This is a genomic window from Bradyrhizobium sp. CB2312, assembly GCF_029714425.1.
GTDB lineage: Bacteria > Pseudomonadota > Alphaproteobacteria > Rhizobiales > Xanthobacteraceae > Bradyrhizobium.
Genome location: NZ_CP121668.1, coordinates 6712437 through 6732958, shown reverse-complemented (window position 1 = coordinate 6732958; position 20522 = coordinate 6712437). Strand labels below are relative to the sequence as shown.

18 protein-coding genes and 1 pseudogene are annotated in these 20522 nt (G+C 65.7%); 16 read left to right on the top strand and 3 right to left on the bottom strand.

Going from position 1 to position 20522, the window contains the following annotated elements:
- The first annotated feature begins 70 nt into the window (after positions 1–70).
- The 9 genes and pseudogenes from QA642_RS32875 (at position 71) to QA642_RS32835 (ending at position 9503) form a co-directional block, all read left to right on the top strand.
- Positions 71–736, top strand: coding sequence for an HAD family hydrolase (locus QA642_RS32875; protein WP_283080592.1), 666 nt, complete (start codon positions 71–73; stop codon positions 734–736).
- A 4-nt stretch (positions 737–740) separates the two neighbouring features.
- Complete coding sequence (locus tag QA642_RS32870) at positions 741–1691, top strand: sugar-binding domain-containing protein (RefSeq protein WP_283080591.1); 951 nt, start codon at positions 741–743, stop codon at positions 1689–1691.
- 318 nt (positions 1692–2009) lie between these two features.
- Positions 2010–3264 (top strand): annotated as a pseudogene (locus QA642_RS32865) (sugar ABC transporter substrate-binding protein).
- Positions 3265–3359: 95 nt separating this feature from the next.
- Positions 3360–4232, top strand: a complete 873-nt coding sequence (locus QA642_RS32860) for a sugar ABC transporter permease (RefSeq protein ID WP_283080590.1) — start codon at positions 3360–3362, stop codon at positions 4230–4232.
- Position 4233: 1 nt separating this feature from the next.
- Positions 4234–5064 (top strand): carbohydrate ABC transporter permease, encoded by an 831-nt coding sequence (locus QA642_RS32855; protein ID WP_283080589.1) that lies wholly within the window; start codon positions 4234–4236, stop codon positions 5062–5064.
- Positions 5065–5074: 10 nt separating this feature from the next.
- Complete coding sequence (locus tag QA642_RS32850) at positions 5075–6082, top strand: ABC transporter ATP-binding protein (protein ID WP_283080588.1); 1008 nt, start codon at positions 5075–5077, stop codon at positions 6080–6082.
- 19 nt (positions 6083–6101) lie between these two features.
- The gene (locus QA642_RS32845; protein ID WP_283080587.1) at positions 6102–6875 is read left to right on the top strand and encodes an SDR family oxidoreductase; all 774 of its coding nucleotides are present in this window, start codon (positions 6102–6104) and stop codon (positions 6873–6875) included.
- Positions 6876–6915: 40 nt separating this feature from the next.
- Entirely contained in the window at positions 6916–8562 is a 1647-nt protein-coding gene (locus QA642_RS32840; RefSeq protein WP_283080586.1) for an FGGY-family carbohydrate kinase, read from the top strand.
- 5 nt (positions 8563–8567) lie between these two features.
- Positions 8568–9503: a carbohydrate kinase gene (locus tag QA642_RS32835; RefSeq protein WP_283080585.1), complete on the top strand. Its 936-nt coding sequence runs from the start codon at positions 8568–8570 to the stop codon at positions 9501–9503.
- Between the two features lie 6 nt (positions 9504–9509).
- On the opposite strand, the gene QA642_RS32830 is transcribed toward QA642_RS32835, so the two are convergent.
- Positions 9510–10397, bottom strand: a complete 888-nt coding sequence (locus QA642_RS32830; RefSeq protein ID WP_283080584.1) for a LysR substrate-binding domain-containing protein — start codon at positions 10395–10397, stop codon at positions 9510–9512.
- A gap of 121 nt (positions 10398–10518) precedes the next feature.
- Here QA642_RS32830 and QA642_RS32825 point away from each other — a divergent pair, with 121 nt between their 5' ends.
- The 7 genes from QA642_RS32825 (at position 10519) to QA642_RS32795 (ending at position 18909) form a co-directional block, all read left to right on the top strand.
- Positions 10519–11940, top strand: coding sequence for an amidase (locus QA642_RS32825; RefSeq protein ID WP_283087024.1), 1422 nt, complete (start codon positions 10519–10521; stop codon positions 11938–11940).
- Positions 11941–12024: 84 nt separating this feature from the next.
- Entirely contained in the window at positions 12025–12975 is a 951-nt protein-coding gene (locus QA642_RS32820; protein ID WP_283080583.1) for an ABC transporter permease, read from the top strand.
- Positions 12972–13853, top strand: a complete 882-nt coding sequence (locus QA642_RS32815; protein WP_283080582.1) for an ABC transporter permease — start codon at positions 12972–12974, stop codon at positions 13851–13853. Before QA642_RS32820 ends, QA642_RS32815 begins: the two co-directional genes overlap by 4 nt.
- A 2-nt stretch (positions 13854–13855) precedes the next feature.
- Positions 13856–14869, top strand: a complete 1014-nt coding sequence (locus QA642_RS32810; protein ID WP_283080581.1) for an ABC transporter ATP-binding protein — start codon at positions 13856–13858, stop codon at positions 14867–14869.
- Complete coding sequence (locus QA642_RS32805) at positions 14866–15870, top strand: oligopeptide/dipeptide ABC transporter ATP-binding protein (RefSeq protein ID WP_283080580.1); 1005 nt, start codon at positions 14866–14868, stop codon at positions 15868–15870. Before QA642_RS32810 ends, QA642_RS32805 begins: the two co-directional genes overlap by 4 nt.
- Before the next feature lie 54 nt (positions 15871–15924).
- Positions 15925–17418: an ABC transporter substrate-binding protein gene (locus tag QA642_RS32800; protein ID WP_283080579.1), complete on the top strand. Its 1494-nt coding sequence runs from the start codon at positions 15925–15927 to the stop codon at positions 17416–17418.
- A 516-nt stretch (positions 17419–17934) separates the two neighbouring features.
- Complete coding sequence (locus QA642_RS32795) at positions 17935–18909, top strand: magnesium transporter CorA family protein (protein WP_283080578.1); 975 nt, start codon at positions 17935–17937, stop codon at positions 18907–18909.
- A gap of 42 nt (positions 18910–18951) precedes the next feature.
- Here the strand turns inward: QA642_RS32795 and QA642_RS32790 are convergent, their stop codons facing one another.
- Both QA642_RS32790 and QA642_RS32785 read right to left on the bottom strand, forming a co-directional pair.
- Entirely contained in the window at positions 18952–19572 is a 621-nt protein-coding gene (locus QA642_RS32790; protein WP_283080577.1) for an alpha/beta hydrolase, read from the bottom strand.
- Complete coding sequence (locus QA642_RS32785) at positions 19569–20507, bottom strand: ring-cleaving dioxygenase (RefSeq protein WP_283080576.1); 939 nt, start codon at positions 20505–20507, stop codon at positions 19569–19571. The genes QA642_RS32790 and QA642_RS32785 overlap by 4 nt, the downstream gene beginning before the upstream one ends.
- Positions 20508–20522 lie beyond the last annotated feature (15 nt).

The window sequence follows — 20522 nt, the reverse complement described above, 5'->3', positions numbered from 1 at the left end:
GCAAACCCCGCCGCGCCATGTTCCCGGGTGAACTATTGCTCAGGAGATGGGTATATGATCGAATGGCCGGATGGACCACATCCGGCCGAAGCCCGATCTGATCATCTTCGACTGCGACGGCGTGCTCGTCGACAGCGAGCTGTTGAGCTGTCAGTGCCTGTCCGACGAGCTGTCCGTATCGGGGATATCGCTGACGCTCGCGCAGGCGCTCGAGCTGTTTCTCGGGCGAAGCACCAGCGCCGTCACCCAGCATTACCGCGAGCTCGGCCAGATGGTGCCGGTCGACTTTCCGCTGCGACTGAAGGCGCGCGTGCTGACCGCCTTCGCGAAGGCGCTCCGTCCGGTTCAGGACGTCGATACCGTCCTGTCCGAACTGCGCGTGCCGCATTGCGTGGCCTCCTCGAGTGATCTCGATCGCGTCGCACTGTCGCTGAAGGTGACGGACCTCGCGCCGTATTTCGGCAACCAGATCTACACCGCGCAAATGGTCGAACGTGGCAAGCCGGCGCCTGATCTCTTTCTCTACGCGGCCGACAAGATGGGCGCGGATCCTGCGCGCACGTTGGTGATTGAGGACAGCGTCAGCGGCGTGCAGGCAGGCAAGGCGGCCGGCATGACAGTCTGGGGATTTGTCGGCGGCAGCCATTATCTGGAGCGGGACGGCCGCGCTATACTATCCGACGCCGGAGCCGATCGGGTCTTCGCGCAGATGAGCGACTTTTGGAAGGAGGCGTGACGCCTTGGCTGGCGAGAACGACAAGTCGAGGCTGGACGATGCGGCGCGAGCCGGCTGGCTCTATTTCATTGCCGGCCACACCCAGGACGAGATCGCAAAAATGCTCCAGGTCTCGCGCGCCTCGGCGCAGCGGCTGGTCTCGCTGTGCCTCGCTGAACGTCTCATCACCTTCCGGCTCGAACATCCCATCGCGGCCTGCATGGAATTGGCCGCACGGCTGAAGGAGCGATTCGATCTCGTCCATTGCGAGGTGGTGCCGGCCGATCCCGCGGCGCCGCAGGCCACCGCCGGCATCGCCGAGCGCTGCGCCAATCTGCTGGACTCCACGCTGCGCTCGGAGACGCCGGTGATCGTCGCGCTCGGCACGGGGAGGGCGGTGCGCGCCGCGGTCGAGCGCGTCACACCCATCGACCGGCCCAATCACCAGATCGTCTCGCTGGTCGGCAACATCTCCGCCGACGGCTCGGCGAGCTTCTACGACACCGTCGGCCGGCTCGCCGACCGTACCGGCGCGCGGCATTATCCGATGCCGCTGCCGTTCCTGATGTCGTCCGAGGACGAGCGCAACAAGATGGTGCGGATCGAGCCGATCGCGAAGGTGAAGGCGGTCGCGGCCAAGGCCGACTTGCGCCTCGTCGGCATCGGCCAGATGGACCAGAAGGCGCAGGTCCACATCGACGGCTTCGTCACCCGCGACGAATTGTTCGAGATGATGCGGTTAGGTGCCATCGGCGAGATCACCGGCTGGGCCTATGATGCCAAGGGCCGCCTGCTCAAGGCCGGCACCAACAAGCGCCTCACCAGCATTCCGCCGGAAGTGCCGACCAAGACCACGACCATCGGCGCCGCCGTCGGGGCCGCCAAGGTGCCGGCGATCGCGGCAGCGCTGGACGGGCGGCTGATCAACGGCCTGATCACGGACGAGGCGACCGCAAGGGCGATCCTGGAGCGGTAGGGCGCTCCTCTGTTTCCACATCGTCATGGCCGGGCTTGACCCGGCCATCCACGCCTTTCCTACCGCACTAAGAACGTGGATGCCCGGGACAAGCCCGGGCATGACGACCTCATGTGAAAATCACCTCCCTCCACTCCCGCACCGCAGCACTCATAAGTTGCGCGAACACACGCACCCCTGCTTGACAACCGCCGCCCCTGGGTTGAACATACGCCCAACGCGTGAGCATATGCTCAAAAGCGCGAGCTTAGGGAGGTCACCGTGAAACGATTCCTCGGCGCCGTCTGCGGCGCGTCTGTCCTGCTGGCCGTCCCCGCGATGGCCGAAACCACCCTGACGATCGCCACCGTGAACAACGGCGACATGATCCGCATGCAGGGGTTGACCGGTGAGTTCACCAAGAAGAACCCGGACATCTCGGTCAAATGGGTGACGCTGGAGGAGAACGTGCTGCGCCAGCGGGTCACCACCGACATCGCAACCAAGGGCGGCCAGTTCGACGTGCTGACCATCGGCACCTATGAGGTGCCGATCTGGGCCAAGAAGGGCTGGCTGGTGCCGCTCGCCAATCTCGGCGCGGATTACGACGTCGCCGACCTCCTGCCCAGGATCAAGGATGCCGTCTCCGTCGACGGCAAGCTCTACGCCGCGCCGTTCTACGGCGAGAGCTCGATGGTGATGTACCGCACCGACCTGTTCGAGAAGGCCGGTCTGAAGATGCCGGAAAAGCCGACTTGGGACTTCGTCATCGACGCCGCCAAGAAGCTCACCGACAAGAGCGCCGGCGTCTATGGCATCTGCCTGCGCGGCAAGGCCGGCTGGGGCGAGAACATGGCGTTCCTCTCGGCGATGGCCAATTCCTACGGCGCGCGCTGGTTCGACGAGAAGTGGGAGCCACAGTTCAATACGCCTGAATGGAAGACGACGCTCACGACCTACGTCAATCTGATGAAGGAGGCCGGCCCCCCCCGGCGCGAGCTCGAACGGCTTCAACGAGAATCTCGCGCTGTTCAACGCCGGCAAGTGCGCGATGTGGATCGACGCGACGGTCGCGGCGTCCTTCGTCACCAACCCCAAGGATTCCAGGGTCGCCGACCAGGTCGGCTTCGCGCTCGCGCCCAACACCGGGCTCGGCAAGAACGCCAACTGGCTGTGGGCCTGGAATCTCGCGATCCCCGCCGGTTCGAAGAAAACCGAAGCCGCCGAGAAGTTCATCGCCTGGGCGACCAGCAAGGACTACACCAAGCTCGTCGCATCGAAGGAGGGCTGGGCCAACGTGCCGCCGGGCACGCGCACCTCGCTCTACCAGAACGATGAGTATCTGAAGGTCGCGCCCTTCGCCAAGCTGACACTGGCCTCCATCGACGCGGCCGATCCGAACAAGCCGACGGTGAAGCCGGTGCCTTATGTCGGCGTGCAATACGCCGCGATCCCCGAATTCCAGGGCATCGGCACGCAGGTCGGCCAGCAGTTCTCCGCCGCGCTCGCGGGCTCGACCAGCGTCGATGCGGCGCTCTCCGCCGCACAGTCCTCCACCGAGCGCGAGATGAAGCGCGCCGGCTACATCAAGTGAACCTGAGCTCTTCCTCCTGAGCTCAAACTAGCGGCCATCCACCAGCCCAGCCCCGGTTGGATGGCCGCCTTCTTCCCCCAGAGGAGACCTCAGGAATGGCAACCCGGCAGACGCAATTCCTTGCGCGGTCGCTCCTGACCCCGGCCGTCGGGCTGCTGTTCATCTGGATGATCGTTCCGCTCGCGCTGACGATCTATTTCTCGACCCTGCACTACAGTCTGCTCGATCCCGGTTCGGAATCGTTCGTCGGGCTTGAAAACTTCCGCTACTTCCTCACCGATCCCGCCTTCCTCGCCTCGCTCCGGAACACCCTGGTGCTGGTCGGCTCGGTACTGGCGCTGACGATCCTGCTCGGCATTCCGCTCGCGCTGCTGCTCGACCAGCCCGTGGTGGGGCGCAACTTCGTGCGGCTGATGGTGATCGCGCCGTTCTTCGTGATGCCGACGGTGAGCGCGCTGGTCTGGAAGAACCTCTTGATGCACCCGGTCTCCGGGCTGTTCGCCTGGCTCGCCTCGCTGGTCCATTTGACGCCGATCGACTGGTTCAACGACGTGCCGCTGTTCTCGGTGATCCTGATCGTGGCGTGGCAATGGCTGCCGTTCGCGACGCTGATCCTGCTGACCGCGTTGCAATCGCTCGACGAGGAGCAGAAGGAAGCCGCCGAGATGGATGGCGCCAGCGCGGTCTCGACCTTCATCTACATCACGCTGCCGCATCTGGCGCGGCCCATCACCGTGGTGATCCTGATCGAGACGATCTTCCTGCTCACGGTGTTCGCCGAGATCTACGTCACCACCGGCGGCGGGCCGGGCCTGCAGACCACCAACATCGCCTTCCTGATCTATTCGCAGGCGCTGATCCAGTTCGACGTCGGCAGCGCCTCGGCGGGCGGCCTCGTTGCTGTCGTGATCGCCAACATCGTCGCTTTCTTCCTGGTCCGCATCGTCGGCCGCAATTTGGAGGCCTGACATGGCACGGATGGCGACGACGCAGCGGGTGGTGGTCTCGACGATCGGGGCGTGGTTCTTCGGCTTCCTGATCTTCTTCCCGATCCTGTGGATGGTGCTGACAAGCTTCAAGACCGAGCTCGAGGCTTTTGCCATTCCGCCGTCCTTCCTGTTCTTCCACTGGACCACGGAGAACTATGCAACGGTGCAGGAGCGCAGCGACTATTTCCACCACGCGATGAACTCGATCATCATCGCCGGCGGCTCGACCTTGATCGCGCTGTTGATCGCCATTCCCGCGGCCTGGTCGATGGCGTTCTCGCCGACCAAGCGCACCAAGGACACCCTGCTCTGGATGCTCTCGACCAAGATGATGCCGCCGGTCGGCGTGCTCGTACCGATCTACCTGATCTTCAAGAATTTCGGCCTGCTCGATTCCCGCATCGGCCTCGTCTTCATCCTGTGCCTCGGAAACTTGCCGATCGTGATCTGGATGCTGTTCACCTATTTCAAGGAGATCCCGCGCGACATCCTCGAAGCCGCGCGCATGGACGGCGCCACGATTGGCCGCGAGCTGGTCTACGTGCTGACGCCGATGGCGATTCCGGGGCTCGCCTCGACGCTGCTGCTCAACCTGATCCTCGCCTGGAACGAGGCGTTCTGGACGCTCAATCTGTCGACCTCGAATGCCGCGCCGCTCACGACATTCATCGCCTCCTATTCGAGCCCGGAAGGGCTGTTCTGGGCAAAGCTGTCGGCGGCTTCGACGCTGGCGATCGCGCCCATTCTCGTCCTCGGTTGGTTCAGCCAGAAGCAGCTCGTGCGCGGGCTCACCTTCGGCGCGGTGAAGTAAGGGGGCTGCGATGGGTCAGATCACACTTCAGGGCGTGCAGAAATCCTTCGGCCCCGTGCACATCATCAAGGGCGCCGATCTCGACATCGCCGACGGCTCCTTCGTCGTCTTTGTCGGTCCCTCCGGCTGCGGCAAGACCACGCTGCTGCGGCTCATCGCCGGGCTCGAAGACGTCACCGGCGGCGCCATCCTGATTGACGGCAAGAACGTCGTCGACACGCCGCCGGCCAAGCGTGGGCTGTCGATGGTGTTCCAGTCCTACGCGCTCTATCCGCATATGAGCGTGCGCGGCAATATCGGCTTCGGCCTGAAGATGGCGGGATTGCCCAAGGATGAGATCAACCGCAAGGTCGAGGCGGCGGCCGCGACCCTGAACCTCACGCCCTATCTCGACCGCAAGCCGCGCGAGCTTTCCGGCGGCCAGCGCCAGCGCGTTGCGATTGGCCGTGCCATCGTCCGCGAACCCAAGGGATTTCTGTTCGACGAGCCGCTTTCCAATCTCGACGCCGCGCTGCGCGTGCAGATGCGCATCGAGGTGACGCGGCTCCAGAAGCAGCTCGGCACCACCGCCATCTACGTCACCCACGATCAGGTCGAGGCGATGACCATGGCCGACAAGATCGTCGTGCTCAACGCCGGCAAGATCGAGCAATACGGCTCGCCGCTGGAGCTCTACGAACGGCCTGCCAATCTCTTCGTCGCCGGCTTCATCGGCTCGCCCAAGATGAACTTCGTCACCGGTGAGCCTGCATTGCAGAAGGGGGCGGCAACGATCGGCGTGCGGCCGGAGCATCTGAAGATCGAGCGCGATGGCGGAGGCGGCTGGCCGGGAACGATCTCGGTCGCCGAACATCTCGGCAGCGACACCTTCCTGTATGTCGACGCGGGCCCGCTCGGCATGCTGACGGCACGCTACATCGGCGAACTAAGTCTGCATGCCGGCGACCGCGTGTCGCTGGTGCCGGACCCCGCGCGCATCCATCGCTTCGACCAGAGCGGGAACGCACTTCGCGGCTAACAAGAAACGGAAGACCACCATGTACCTGGAAAAATTCAAGCTGAACGGCAAGACCGCGTTCATCACCGGCGGAGGGCAGGGCATCGGCCTCGGCTGCGCCGAAGCACTGGCCGAGGCCGGTGCCAAGGTGATCATCGGCGACCGCGACAGCAAGGTCGCGGATGACGCGAAAGCGGCCCTGAAGGCCAAGGGTTTCGACGTCGAGACCGCGATCATGGACGTCACCGACACCAAACGGGTGGCGGAGGTCGCGAACGATATCGTCGCCCGTCACGGCAAGGTCGACATCCTCGTCAACAATGCCGGGATCGCGCGCAGCGAGACGCCGGCCGAGACCGTCACCGACGAGCACTGGCTCAACGTCATCGACGTCAATCTCAACGGCACCTTCTGGTGCTGCCGCGAGTTCGGCAAGCACATGCTGAAGGCGAAAAGCGGCGCCATCGTCAATGTCGGATCGATGTCCGGCTTCATCGTCAACAAGCCGCAGGAGCAGTGCTTTTACAACGCTTCCAAGGCCGGCGTGCATCACCTGACAAAGTCGCTCGCCGCCGAATGGGGCGCGCGCGGCATCCGCGTCAACGCGGTGGCGCCAACCTATATCGAGACGCCGCTCAATGCCTTCGTGAAGAGTAACCCCAAAATGTACGACGCCTGGATCGGTGGAACCCCGATGGCGCGGATGGGGCAGGTCGAGGAGATTGCCTCCGTCGTGCTGTTCCTCTCCTCGGAGGCCGCGAGCCTGATGACCGGCAGCATCGTGCTGGTGGATGGCGGCTACACTTGCTGGTAGGCTCACCGTCAAAACCGACGGAAAGCGACCGGGAGCGACCATGCCGCGAGCGTATATCGGCGTCGACGTGGGAACCACGAGCACGCGGGCAGGGGTGTTCGACGAGGCCGGCACGCTGCTTGCGACCGCGCGGCATCCGATCCGGATCTGGCACGAGGCCGGCGATATCGTCGAGCAATCGTCCCGGGACATCTGGGAGGCCTGCGTCAAATCGGTGCGGGCGGCGATGGCGGAAGCCGCCGTCGCGCCCGACAGCGTCGGCGGCATGGGCTTTGACGCCACCTGTTCCCTGGTGGTCCTCGATAAGCAGGGCGAGCCGCTCACGGTCAGCGCCTCCGGTGAGGCGCAGCGCAACGTCATCGTCTGGATGGACCATCGCGCCATCGCCGAGGCACGGCTGATCAACGAGACCGAGGACGCCGTGCTGCGCTATGTCGGCGGCTCGATCTCGCCCGAGATGGAGATGCCGAAGCTGCTCTGGCTGAAGCGGCATTTGCGCGCGAGTTTTGATGGCGCCGGCCACTTCTTCGATCTGGCGGATTATCTGACCTGGCACGCCACCGGCTCGCTCCAGCGCTCCACGTGTACCGTCACCTGCAAGTGGAACTATCTTGCCCATGACGGCGGCGGCTGGAGCGCGTCGTTCTTCAAGCGCATTGGGCTTGCGGATTTCGTCAACGAAAAATACGCCCGCATCGGCACCGAGATCGTCGCGCCCGGCACCCGCCTCGGCGAAGGGCTCACCCCGGCCGCTGCGGCTGATCTCGGCCTGTCGCCGGGCACGCCGGTCGGCGCGTCCCTGATCGACGCCCATGCCGGCGGTATCGGCGCGATCGGCGGCCGCGACGGCTCGGGCGGAACGACGGATGTCACCGATCGCCTCGCCTATATCATGGGAACGTCGGCCTGCATCATGGCGACGACGAAGCAGCCGTGCTTCGTGCCGGGCGTGTGGGGCCCTTATTATTCCGGCATGGTGCCGGACTTCTGGCTCAACGAGGGTGGCCAGTCGGCCGCGGGCGCTGCGATCGACCATCTGCTCAAATCGCATCCCGGTCACGCCGAGGCGAGCGCGGCGGCGCACGGCGAGGGTCTCGACCTCATCGACTTCCTCGAGCGCCGCATCATCGCGCGTGCCGGCAGTGCCAGCCGCGCCGCGCTGCTCGCCCGCGACGTTCACGTCCTCCCAGAATTCATCGGCAATCGCTCGCCCTACGCCGACCCTGACACCCGCGCGGTGATCGCCGGCCTCGATCTCGACACCGATATCGGTTCGATGGAGCGGCTGTTCATCGCCGGCCTGTGCGGGCTCGCCTATGGCCTCGCCGAGGTGATCGAGGCTTTTGCCGCGCACGGCGTTCATTCCAGTCTGATGATCATGGGCGGCGGCGCCAGCCGCAGCCCTCTGGTGCGGCAGATCATGGCCGATACGACCGGTCTTACGGTCGCGCTGCCGCAAACCAAAGAGCCGGTGCTGCTGGGCGCTGCTATGTTAGGCGCGGTCGCGGGCGGCGCCTATGCCTCGATCGGCGAGACCATGGCAAAGATGTCGGCGCTCGGAGGCAAGAGCGAGCCGACGACGCCCGACATGGCCGCCTTCCACGCCCGCAAGCGCAAGGTCTACAAGCTGCTGCGCGAGGTCGATCGCGGCAGCCGCGCCGCGATGCGCGAGATCGCCAAAGGTTGAAACTGATGTTGATTTCTTGCGGCGATGCGCTGATCGATTTCGTGCCGACGCGTAACGCCGCCGGGCGCGAAGCGGTGATGCCGGCCGTCGGCGGCTCCTGTCTCAACGTCGCGATCGGAATGGCGCGGCTGGGCGCGCCGACCGGCTTTGTCGGCGGCGTCTCGAAAGATCTCTTCGGGCAGATGATCGCGGATCATGCCGCGGCTTCGCATGTCGAGCTTGGCCTCGCCACCCGCAGCGATCACCAGACCACGCTCGCCTTCGTCCGCATCGTCGCGGGCGAATCGCATTACGCCTTTTACGATGTCGGGACCGCGACGCGGAACTGGAGCTACCGGCGCGGCACAGTTCCCTTCGCGGACATCGAGGCTGTCCATGTCGGCTCGACGACGCTGGTCAACGACAAGGGCGCGGCCGAGACCGAAGCGTTGATCGCTGATGCGCAGGCCTCGTCGACCATCTCCTTCGATCCGAACTGCCGGCCCAATCTCGTCAAGGACAAGCCGGCCTATGTCGCGCGCATGATGGCGTTCGCTGCCAGCGCCGATCTCATCAAGATGTCGGATGTCGACTTCGCCTATCTGTTCGGCGAGGAGCCTTATCAGCAGCGCGCGGAGATGCTGCTCGGGCAGGGGACGCGTCTCGTCGTCCTCACCCGCGGCAAGGATGGCGCGGTCGCCTGGCACGCGGGCGCAGGGCAGATCGAGGTCGCAGCGCCCAAGGTCGAGGTCGCCGACACCATCGGCGCCGGTGACAGTTTTCAGGCGGCGCTGCTGTTTGCCCTGCACAAGCAGGGCCGCATCGCCCGCGACAGGCTGAAGGACATCGGTGCCGACGAGCTTCGCCGCGCGTTGTCCTTCGCCGCCAACTGCGCTGGGCTGACTTGCACCCGTCCGGGCGCCGATCCGCCCCGGAGCCATGAGGTGACGTGGAGCGTCTAACTCGCGTCACAGCCGCGCTACGGCCTTTTCGGCACATTTGAGAAAGGTGCGGATCAGCGGACTGTGCGAGTCGCGCCGCCAGCACACCGCAATGTCGATGGAATCGGTCGCATCCCGCAGCGGCCGGAACACGATGCCGCGTGGTGCGCCGAGCTGCGCGCAGGCCGGCAGGATCGCAAAACCTTCGCCGGCGAGGACGAGGCTCATCGCCGAATGCACCGTCTCCACCCGGCTCGCGATCGGCATCACCACCTGGTGCCGGCGCAGCAAGGCCACGACGGCCGAGGAGGCGGGGCCATGGTCGGGATGCGGGAGCGCGATCAGCGGACGGCCCTGCAACCTCGCCATCGGCACGGAGCTCAGGCGGGCGAGCGGCGAGGTGGTCGGCATGACCAGCATGAAGGGCTGCGCGCCTATCCGCGCCACCTGAATCTCGGGATGGTTGATGGCGGGCATGCACAGCGCGACCGTGACGCTGCGGTCGAGCAGCCGTGCCTCGCGGGTCGAGGCGCTGAGCTCGGCAAACTCGAGGTCGACGCCGGGAATCGAGCGGCGCAGCTCGGGAATGAGCCGCGGCAGCATCGCATTGGCCAGCACGAACATGTAGCCAACCGACAGCCGCCCGCGCCGGCCCGAGGCGACCGCGCGCGCGGCTTCGATGCCGTCGGCCGCCAGCGCCAGCGCTTCCCCGGCGCGCGCCAGCAGCGCCTGGCCGGCCTCGGTCAGGTCCATGCCGTGCGTGCCCCGGCGGAACAGCGGGGCGCCGACCTCGGCCTCGAGCTTGCGGATCTGCACCGAGAGCGGCGGCTGCGCCATCCGCAGCCGCTCGGCGGCCTTGCCGACGCTGCGCGCCTCGGCGACCGCGACGAAATAGCGAAGCCGGCGGAGATCCATTGGCATACCGAAAACGTATGGGTTGATGTCAAAAAACGTATTGGACGTCGAGTTAACAAAACTGTCATTCTCGCTGTCAATGCCCGCCAACGGTGGCGGGCTTTCGGAGCGTGATGTGACGATGAACGGCGATCCCTGTCTCCTGTCCGCAACCGAGCTGCGCGGCCTCATCGCCGCCAGGAAGATTTCGCCGGTCGAGGTCGTCAGCGCCGCGCTCGCGCGCGCCGAGGCGCTTCAGCCGGAGCTGAACTGCTTCATCACGCTGTGCGGCGACGAGGCGATGGCGGCGGCGCGCGAGGCCGAGCGCAAGGTAATGGCCGGCGAGCCGCTCGGCCTGCTCCACGGGCTCCCCGTCACCGTCAAGGACATCGTCAACACGCGCGGCGTGAAGACCACCTTCGGCGCCGTTCCCTACAAGGACAATGTGCCTACGGAAGATGCCGCCGCGGTCGCAAAGCTGCGCAGTGAGGGCGCGATCCTGATCGGCAAGACCACGACGCCGGAATTCGGCAGCAAGTGCCTGACCGACTCGCCGCTGTTCGGCCGCACCCGCAATGCGTGGGACGCGCGGCGTTCCTCCGGCGGCTCCAGCGGCGGCGCGGCGGTGGCGGTGGCGAGCGGCATCGCGCCGCTCGCGATCGCGACCGACGGCGGCGGTTCGACGCGGATTCCCGCTGCCTGTAACGGCGTGGTAGGCCTGAAGCAAAGCAACGGCGTGATCGCGCACAGCCAGGCGCTCGACGCCTTCGGCAACCAGACCTATGTCACGCCGACGACGCGCTCCGTCGCCGACACCGCGCTGATGATGCAGGCGATGGCGGGCGAGGATGCCTGCGATCCCTGGTCGATCGGCGTGCCCGTGCCCGATTTCGTCGGTACGGCCGCGCCGCGCGGCGACCTGCGCGGGCAAAAAATCCTGTACTGCCTGACGCCGCCGGGCCGCCCGGTGTCCGCCGATGTCGCGGCCAGCTTCAAGGCGAGCCTCGATCGGCTGGCGGGCCTTGGCGCCGAGCTCGAGGAATTCTCCGGCGAGGGATTTGACGTCGAGCCGATCTGGCGCGCGATCAACCACACGGTCTGGCGCACGCGCTTCGCCAAGCTCGTGGCCGAACATGGCGACGCGCTGAGCGAGGCCTTCGTCAAGCAGGTCGCGCTCGCGACCCATGTCAGCGGCGTCGACTATCAGGAGGCAATGTTCGCGCGCACCGCGCTGTTCCGCCGCGTGCAATCGCTGCTTGCGCGTGGGCATCTTCTGGCGATGCCGACGCTGACGCGCACCGCGCTGCCGATCGAGCAGGACCTGTTCGGCACCATCGAGATCGACGGCAAGCTCTTCGACAGCGTCCGCCCGCACTGGTTCCCCTGGACCATGCCGTTCAACATGACCGGACACCCCGCGATCAGTCTGCCCTGCGGCTTCGGTCGTGACGGCCTGCCGATCGGGCTCCAGCTCGTCGGCCGCTTCCGCACTGACGCAGAATTGCTGCGCGTCAGCGCGCTGTTCGAGGCTTCAACCGACCTTCTGTCCCGCCGGCCCGGCTGAGGTGAGGACCATGCCGCAAAGGACTTGCGTTGGCCGCCCGGACATGTTGATCGTGCCCCGGATGAGCCCCGAACCTGAACGCGCATGAGCGTATTTGTCCTTCGACGTGTCCTGACCTTGTTGGCGACGCTGGTCGGCGCATCCGTGATCATTTTCCTGGTGCTGGACGCGCTGCCGGGCAATGCCGCGCAGATGCTGATGGGCGCCGACGCCTCGGCCGACGCAGTGCGCGCGCTCACCGTCAAGCTCGGGCTCGACCAGCCACTGGCGGTCCGCTATCTGCAATGGATCAAGGGTCCCTTCGTCGGCGATCTCGGCAACAGCTACGTCTACGGCACGCCGGTCGCGAGCCTGATCGCGGAGCGGCTGGTGCTGACCATCCCGCTCGCGATCATGTCGATGCTGATCACGGTGACGCTGGCGCTGTCGGCCGGCATCTACACTGCCGCCAACCACAACAAGCTCGGCGACGTCGGCGTGATGTCGCTGACGCAAGTGGGCATCGCGCTGCCGAATTTCTGGTTCGCGATCCTGCTGGTGTTGTTGTTCTCGGTGCGGCTGCAATGGCTTTCGGCCGGCGGCTTTGCCGGCTGGGAGGACGGCATCTGGCCGGGGATCAAGTCGCTGCTGCTGCCGGCCATCTCGCTGGCGGTGGTGCAGGCCGCGATCCTAGCGCGGGTGACGCGCTCGGCCGTGCTCGAAGTGCTGCGTGAGGATTTCGTGCGGACGGCGCGCGCAAAAGGGCTCGGCAAGCGCGAGGTGCTGTGGCGCCACGTGCTGCGCAACGCCATGATCCCCGTGATGACGGTGATGGGCCTGCAATTCGCCAATCTGCTCGCCGGCACCATCGTGATCGAGAACGTGTTCTATCTGCCGGGCCTCGGCCGGCTGATCTTCCAGTCGATCGCCAACCGCGACCTGATCGTGGTGCGCAATTGCGTGATGCTGCTCGCGGCCATGGTCGTCGTCGTGAATTTCGTGGTCGACGTGCTCTATGCCTTCATCGATCCCCGGATCAAGGTCCACGACCTGTGAGCGCGCCCCTGACCATTGACGCGCCGCCGCACCGACTGCCGGCCAAGAGCTTCTGGGGCCGTGCACTGCGCCATCGCAGCTTTGTGCTGGGTGGTGCGCTCAGCCTGCTGGTGCTGGCCTCCGCGCTGCTGTCGCTGGTGTGGACACCATGGTCTCCGTACGAGATCGACATCGCCTCGAAACTGCGGCCGCCCTCGGCGGCGCACTGGCTCGGCACCGATTCCTTCGGCCGCGACATCGTCTCGCTGCTGCTCGCCGGCGCGCGCTCGACCATCCTGGTCGGCATCATCGCCGTGAGCATCGGTCTCACCTTCGGCGTCTGCCTCGGCCTGATCGCCTCGGCCAAGCGCGGCTGGACCGAAGAGATCATCATGCGCTTCTCCGACTTCACCTTCGCCTTCCCGGCCGTGCTGTCGGCGATCATGCTCGCCGCGGTCGTGGGGCCGGGCATGGTGACCTCGATCGTGGCGATCGGCATCTTCCAGATCCCGACGCTGACGCGGTTGACGCGCGGCTCGGCCAACGCGATCTGGGCGCGCGAGTTCGTGCTGGCCGCGCGCGCCTCGGGGAAGGGTAAATTCCGCATCACCATCGAGCACGTGCTGCCAAATATCCTGTCGATCCTGATCGTGCAGGTGACCATCCAGTTCGCGCTCGCCATTCTTGCCGAGGCTGCGCTCTCCTATCTCGGTCTCGGCACGCAGCCGCCGCAACCGTCCTGGGGCCGCATGCTGAACGACGCGCAGACGCTGCTGTTCCAGTCGCCGATGCTCGCGGTCTATCCGGGTGCGGCGATCGCGATCGCCGTGCTCGGCCTCAATCTGCTCGGCGATGGCTTGCGCGATCTGCTCGATCCCAGACTGGCGCGGGAGCGGTGACGATGGGCGAGGGCGCAAACATGCCGCTGATCGAGGTCGCCAATCTCGGCGTCCGCCTCAACACCAGCCGCGGCCCGGCACAGGCCGTGCGCGGCGTCAGCTTTGCGCTCAAGCGCGGCGAGACGCTGGGGCTCGTCGGCGAATCCGGCTGCGGCAAGTCGGTCACCGCGCTGTCGCTGATGGGGTTGTTGCCGGACAGTGCCGTGGTCACCGGCAGCATCAAGCTGGACGGCGGCGAGCTCGCGGGACTATCGGATGCGGAGTATTGCCGCCTGCGCGGCAACCGCATCAGCATGATTTTTCAGGAGCCGATGACCGCGCTCAATCCGATGCACACGATCGGCCATCAGATTGCCGAGCCGCTGCGGCGTCACAAGAAATATTCGGCGGCACAGGCGCGCAAGGAGGCGATCGCCTTGCTCGACCGCGTCGGGCTGCCCGATCCGGCGAGGCGCGTCGATGCCTATCCGCACCAGTTCTCCGGCGGCCAGCGCCAGCGCGTCACCATCGCCATGGCACTTGCCTGCGAGCCTGATCTCTTGATCGCGGACGAGCCCACAACCGCACTCGACGTCACCATCCAGGGCCAGATCCTCGACCTCATCGCCGATCTCGTCGAGGAGCGCGGCATGTCGATGATCCTGATCTCGCACGATCTCGGCGTCATCGCCGAGAACGTGCAGCGCATGATGGTGATGTATGGCGGCACCGTGGTCGAGAGCGGCCCGACCAACGAGGTGTTCCGCCGCATGGGACATCCCTACACGCAGGGCCTGTTCCGCGCCCGCCCCAAACTCGGCGCGCGCAAAGGGACACGGCTGACGACGATCTCGGGTACCGTGCCGGAGCTTGCCGATCTGCCTGCGGGGTGCACCTTCGCCGATCGATGCCCGCTCGTGATCGATGCCTGCCGCGCTGCGCTGCCGCCGATGGTGGATGTCGGACCCGGGCATGGCGTTCGTTGCATCCGGACCGACATCTCGATGGCTGCGAATGTCGGAGCACTGTCCGCATGAGCACCGCGCCGCTTCTCGACGTCCGGGATCTCGAGCAGCGCTACATGCTGCCGCGGGAAAGCCTGTTCCGCCCGCCGGGCGAGGTGCGCGCGCTCAACGGCGTCAGCGTGACGGTCGCGGCCGGCAAGAGCCTCGGCATCGTCGGCGAGTCCGGCTCCGGCAAGTCCACCTTCGCGCGCGTCGTGATGGCCTTGGAGCGGCCGACATCGGGAGCGGTCACGCTGCTCGGCCGCGATCTCAACCGCATCCCGGCCGATGAGCTGCGCCGCGCGCGCCGCGATTTCCAGATGGTGTTCCAGGATCCGTACGGCTCGCTCGATCCGCGCCAGACCATCGCCCGCATCGTCGCCGAGCCGCTCACCGTGCTGGAAGGCGCCGACCGCGCCACCTTCCGCGCACGCGTTTCGACGGTGCTTCGGCAGGTCGGCTTGCGCGATGCCGACATGGACAAGTATCCTCACGAATTCTCCGGCGGCCAGCGCCAGCGCATCGCGATCGCGCGTGCGCTGATCACGCAACCAAAACTGATCGTCGCGGACGAGCCGGTCTCCGCGCTCGACGTCTCCGTGCAGGCGCAGGTGCTCAACCTGATGCAGGACCTGCAGGAGCAGTTCGGCCTCAGCTACATCCTGATCAGCCACGACCTCGCCGTCGTCGATTATCTCTGCGACGAGGTCGCGGTGATGTATCTCGGCCGGATCGTCGAGCAGGGACGTCCCGAGGATCTGTTCGAGCGCTGTGCCCATCCCTATACGCGGGCGCTGCTGGATGCCGTGCCCCGGGCGCGTGCCGGGGGCGGCCGGCGGCGGCGCGGGGCACAGGCGATCGCCTCGCAATCGGCGGCAACCAGCGGATGCCCATATGTGGCGCGCTGTCCGCTCGCCGACCAGCATTGCCGCGAGGTTCCGCCCTTGCTACGCAAGGTGGGCGAGGGGCACCTTGCCGCCTGCCACAAGGCGGAGGCGGTGATGGCGTTGCCGCAGGCGGCCATGCAAGGTTAGTGTCCGCCGCAGGATTGGCGTAGGCTCAAAGAAAGCAGGCCGGGGAGTTACGAGATGTTCAGGAAGCTATCGATCGTCGCTATTGCTGCAGCGTTCGCCGCGGCGCCGCTGCCGGTGCTGGCGCAGAGCAAGAAGGACAGCGTCGTCATGGCGATGACGCTGGAGCCGCCCGGGCTCGATCCAACCAACGCGGCCGCGGCAGCGATCGCCGAGGTCACGCTCTACAACATCTATGAGACCCTGACCAAGATCAACGAGGACGGCTCCGTCGCCCCCTTGCTGGCGGAGAGCTGGACCGCATCGCCTGATCTGAAGACCTACACGTTCAAGCTGCGCAAGGGCGTCAAATTCCACAACGGCGAGGCGTTCGATTCCGCCGCGGTAAAATTCTCGTTCGAGCGCAACGCGGCGCCTGCTAGCACCAACAAGGACAAGAGCCTGTTCCAGGCGTTCGAGAAGGTCGATGCGCCCGACGCCGACACGGTGGTGATCACCCTGAAATATGGCGAGCCGAACTTGCCGTTCCTGCTCGGGCAGGCGAGCGGCTCGATCGTCGAGCCGAAGAGCGCCCCCATCAATGTCACGCAGCCGGTCGGCACTGGACCCTATCAATTGGGGGCGTGGGCCAAAGGCTCCTCGATCACGCTGAACAAATGGGCCGACTACCGCAACGCCTCCGCGGTCAAGCTCTCGAAGGTGACGATCCGGTTCATCTCCGATCCCGCAGCGCAGGCGGCGGCACTGCTCTCGGGCGACGTCGACGCATTTCCGCGCATCGCCACCCGCGTCGTGGCCCAGTTCAAAAGCGACCCGCGCTTCACGGTCCTGATCGGCGGCTCCAAGGCGAAAACCATCGTCGCGATCAACGAGCGGAAGAAGCCGCTCGATGACGTCCGCGTTCGCCGCGCCATCCTCGCTGCGATCGACCGCAAGGCGTTGATCGACGGTGCGGTCGAAGGTTTCGGCACGCCGATCGGCAGCTTCTACACGCCGGGATCGCTCGGCTATGTCGACACCACCGGCATCAATCCCTACGACCCTGAGAAGGCCAAGAAGCTGCTCACTGAAGCCGGCGTCACCACGCCGCTGGAATTGTCGCTGAAGCTGCCGCCGCCACCCTATGCGCGCCAGGGCGGTGAGATCGTCGCGGCCCAGCTCGCCAAGGTCGGCATCATCGCCAAGATCGAGAACGTCGAATGGGCGCAGTGGCTGTCGCAGGTGTTCGCGCCGAACAGCCCGCATAATTTCGACCTCACCATCGTCAGCCATGTCGAGCCGTTCGACCTCGTCAAGATCACCGAGCCGGACTACTATCTCGGCTACAACAACGAGGCGTTCAACGCGCTCTACAAGCAGATCGTCTCGACGCCGGACGAAGCTGCGCGCGCAAAACTGCTCGGCGACGCCCAGCGCATGCTGGCGACCGACGCCGTCTCCGCCTACCTGTTCCAGCCGCAATGGCCGACCGTCATCAACAAGAAGCTCAAGGGCGTCTGGAAGGAAGTCCCGCAGTTCGAGAACGACTTTTCGACCTGGTCCTGGGAGTAGGGACTGCGGCCCGTGACTGCGCCCTCTCCCCTTGCGGGAGAGGGCATCGACGCCGGTAGACGCGAACTCACTTGGGTGAGGGGTCTGTCTCCGCGGATGCTTCTCTCTCAATCTCAACAGCTTTACCCGCGGAGAGAACCCCTCATCCGGCGCCATAGCCGAAGCTGCGCTTCGGCGTTCTTAAGAACGGCGGCCGCTGGCCGCCTGTGCCACCTTCTCCCACAAGGGGAGAAGGAAGGGTCGCCCGACAAAAAATCTGAAAACAACCCCATGCACAGTAGCCGGGGGTAGTCATTTCAATGGCTTGCGCGATCCGCTCGATGCCATGCGCAAAATCCTCGGTGCCGGTTGACCCGTCGGGCAAAACACTGGCATGATGGCATCATCGAAGCAGGCTGCCCCTGAGCGCCGCCTCTGTTGATCTCCCCACCTTGAACGATTGAAACCCTGATGCGTTAGCCCGCAGGATGGTCGCTTGCCGTGCGATCCGGCGCGAGGGTTTGCGGAGTTCGCTCATTGCTCAAACTATACAGGTGGCCGTCCGACGACTGGCAAAGCATCCACACGGAAATGCCCTCGGAGATCATCTGGGCTGATCTTTTGAATGCAACCGCGGAGGAGAAGCAGTTCGTCGAACGCTTGCTGAAGATACGCATTCCATCGGAGGAGTCGCTCAGCGAGATCGAGGCGTCGAGCCGCCTGATCTTCGACCACGGCACGCTCTATCTCAGCTCGCCTGCGGTCCGGCACAACGAGGACAACGAGGCCGAGATCACGCCGGTGGGGTTTCTCATCGGCCCGCACGTGCTGGTGACGGTGCGTTTCGCGCAACTGCCGACCTTCGACGACGTCGGCAAGCGCATCGGCTCCGACGACAGCCTGGAGAACGGCATGTGCGTGTTCACCAGCCTGCTGGAAGCCATGATCGACCGCGGCGCAGATGTTCTGGAGCATCTCGGCGCCAAGGTCGACAAACTATCGCATGGTGTCTTCAAGGGCGGGCTCGTCCGGACCAAGCGGCCGGTGCGCTCCAGCCGCAGGATGCGGGAAGCGCTGGAGAACATCGGCGATCTCGCCGATCGTCTCGCCAAGGTGCGGGACGTCCTGCTCGGGGTCGGCCGCGTCGCCTCGTTCGCCCACGATGTCGGGAGCGACTGGATCACGGCTGCATCGAAGAAGCGCCTTCAGGCCGTCTCGAAGGACGTCGCCTCGCTCAGCGATTACGAGACGCGATTGACCGACAAGATTCAGCTTCTGCTCGATGCGGTGCTCGGCTTCATCAACATCCAGCAAAACGAGCTGTTCAAGATCCTGACGATCGTCTCGGTCGTCGGCGTGCCGCCGACCATCCTGGTCGGCATCTGGGGCATGAACTTCAAGCGCATGCCCGAGCTCGACTGGACGTTTGGTTATCCGCTGGCCTGGCTCGCGGTCATCGCCAGCGCCTTGCTGCCGCTGATCTGGTTCAAGCGACGCGGCTGGTTCGAGTGACGGAAGCGGCGCACCGTTTCGCAACGATGCGCCGCTTCTGAGTTATGCCGCTTTCGCCTCGACACTGCCGATCCAGTTGCGGGCCAGCGTCACGTCGGCCTGCGACAATTGATGGCCTGCGGGCAGCACCCTGTGGTCGACACGCGCTCCCGCCTCCAGCAGCAGCGCTGCAAGTTGTCCCGAATTGCTGGCCGGCACGATCGGGTCGCCTTGCCCCGACAGCAGCAGCACCGGCTTGCCGTCGAGCTCGACCTTGGGCGGATCCGACAGCGGCACCATGGCGCGCAGCAGGATCGCGCCCGCCAGCGCCTCCGGCTGCAGCAGCAACAGCGCGGCTGCGATGTTGGCGCCGTTGGAGAAGCCGACCGCGACCGGCGCGGCGATGCCGTATTGCTTCCGTGCATCCGCAATGAAGTCGCCGAGCTCGATCGCGCGTCGCCGCACGTCGTCCTCGTCGAACACGCCTTCGGCCAGACGCCGGAAGAAGCGCGGCATGCCGTGCTCGAGCACGCGGCCGCGCGGCGAGAGCAGAGCGGAGCCGGGCGAGATCATCTTGCCGAGCCCGAGCAGGTCGTTCTCGTCACCGCCGGTGCCGTGCAGCAACAGCAGTGGAGGGGAGCCCGCGGTGGTCGCGGGCTCGAAACGATGGATGAACTCGGTCACGATACGCTCTCCTCCAGGCTCGGCAGCACGCCCTCGATCTGCTTGCGATGCTGCTCCAGGAAAGCCGGCAGCTTCAGGTCACGTCCCAGCGTCGCGACGGGCTCGTCGACGGCAAAGCCGGGGATATCGGTCGCGATCTCGAACAGCACGCCGCCGGGCTCGCGGAAGTAGATCGAGCGGAAGTAGTTGCGGTCCCTCTGCTCGGTCGGATGCAGGCCGTGATTGCTCACGAGCTTCTCCGCCATCTTGCCCTGCTCGGCATCGTCGGCCGCGCGGAAGGCGATGTGATGCACCGAGCCGCCGCCCTGATGCCCGCGCAGAAAACCCTTGGCCTCGTAGATGTCGACGACGCTGCCTTCGGCATCGCCCGGCGCCTTGAAGCGGATCACCGAGCCTTCGCGCCCAGTCTCCTTGAAGCCGAACACGTCGGTGAGGACGGCAGCCGTCTTCGCCGCGCTGTCGAGCAGCAGGGTCACGCCGTGGAAGCCGCGGATCGCGTGCTCGGCCGGGACGTCGCCATTGCTCCAGCCGGGCTCGTTCTCGGCGCCGGGGATGCCGACGAGGGCGAGCGCCATGCCGTCAGGGTCGGTGAACGGCAGCACGGACTCGCCAAAGCGCTTTTCGAGCGCCTCATAGGCAATGCCCTTCTCGATGAAACGCTGGGTCCAGTAGCCGAGCGAGAGCTGCGGCACGCGGAAGGCGGTCTGATGGGTCTCGCCGACGCCGCGGCGCCCGGCCGGAACGCCGGCCCAGGGGAAGAAGGTCAGGATGGTGCCGGGGCGGCCGGTCTCGTCGCCATAATAGAAGTGATAGGTGCCAGGATCGTCGAAATTGACCGTCTTCTTGACGAAGCGCAGGCCGAGATCCCGGGTGTAAAAGCCGAAATTGCGGATGGGATCGCCGGCGATCGCGGTGACGTGGTGCAGTCCAGACATTGTCGTCCTCCAAAG

Excerpts from the sequence above, each read along its gene's own strand:
- QA642_RS32850 (WP_283080588.1), top strand. The coding sequence starts at position 5,075 with ATGGGTCAGATCACACTTCAGGGCGTGCAGAAATCCTTCGGCCCCGTG.
- QA642_RS32805 (WP_283080580.1), top strand. The coding sequence starts at position 14,866 with ATGAGCACCGCGCCGCTTCTCGACGTCCGGGATCTCGAGCAGCGCTAC.
- QA642_RS32845 (WP_283080587.1), top strand. The coding sequence starts at position 6,102 with ATGTACCTGGAAAAATTCAAGCTGAACGGCAAGACCGCGTTCATCACC.
- QA642_RS32875 (WP_283080592.1), top strand. The coding sequence starts at position 71 with ATGGACCACATCCGGCCGAAGCCCGATCTGATCATCTTCGACTGCGAC.
- QA642_RS32830 (WP_283080584.1), bottom strand. The coding sequence starts at position 10,397 with ATGGATCTCCGCCGGCTTCGCTATTTCGTCGCGGTCGCCGAGGCGCGC.
- QA642_RS32810 (WP_283080581.1), top strand. The coding sequence starts at position 13,856 with ATGGGCGAGGGCGCAAACATGCCGCTGATCGAGGTCGCCAATCTCGGC.
- QA642_RS32860 (WP_283080590.1), top strand. The coding sequence starts at position 3,360 with ATGGCAACCCGGCAGACGCAATTCCTTGCGCGGTCGCTCCTGACCCCG.
- QA642_RS32785 (WP_283080576.1), bottom strand. The coding sequence starts at position 20,507 with ATGTCTGGACTGCACCACGTCACCGCGATCGCCGGCGATCCCATCCGC.
- QA642_RS32825 (WP_283087024.1), top strand. The coding sequence starts at position 10,519 with ATGAACGGCGATCCCTGTCTCCTGTCCGCAACCGAGCTGCGCGGCCTC.
- QA642_RS32855 (WP_283080589.1), top strand. The coding sequence starts at position 4,234 with ATGGCACGGATGGCGACGACGCAGCGGGTGGTGGTCTCGACGATCGGG.
- QA642_RS32800 (WP_283080579.1), top strand. The coding sequence starts at position 15,925 with ATGTTCAGGAAGCTATCGATCGTCGCTATTGCTGCAGCGTTCGCCGCG.
- QA642_RS32840 (WP_283080586.1), top strand. The coding sequence starts at position 6,916 with ATGCCGCGAGCGTATATCGGCGTCGACGTGGGAACCACGAGCACGCGG.
- QA642_RS32835 (WP_283080585.1), top strand. The coding sequence starts at position 8,568 with ATGTTGATTTCTTGCGGCGATGCGCTGATCGATTTCGTGCCGACGCGT.
- QA642_RS32820 (WP_283080583.1), top strand. The coding sequence starts at position 12,025 with ATGAGCGTATTTGTCCTTCGACGTGTCCTGACCTTGTTGGCGACGCTG.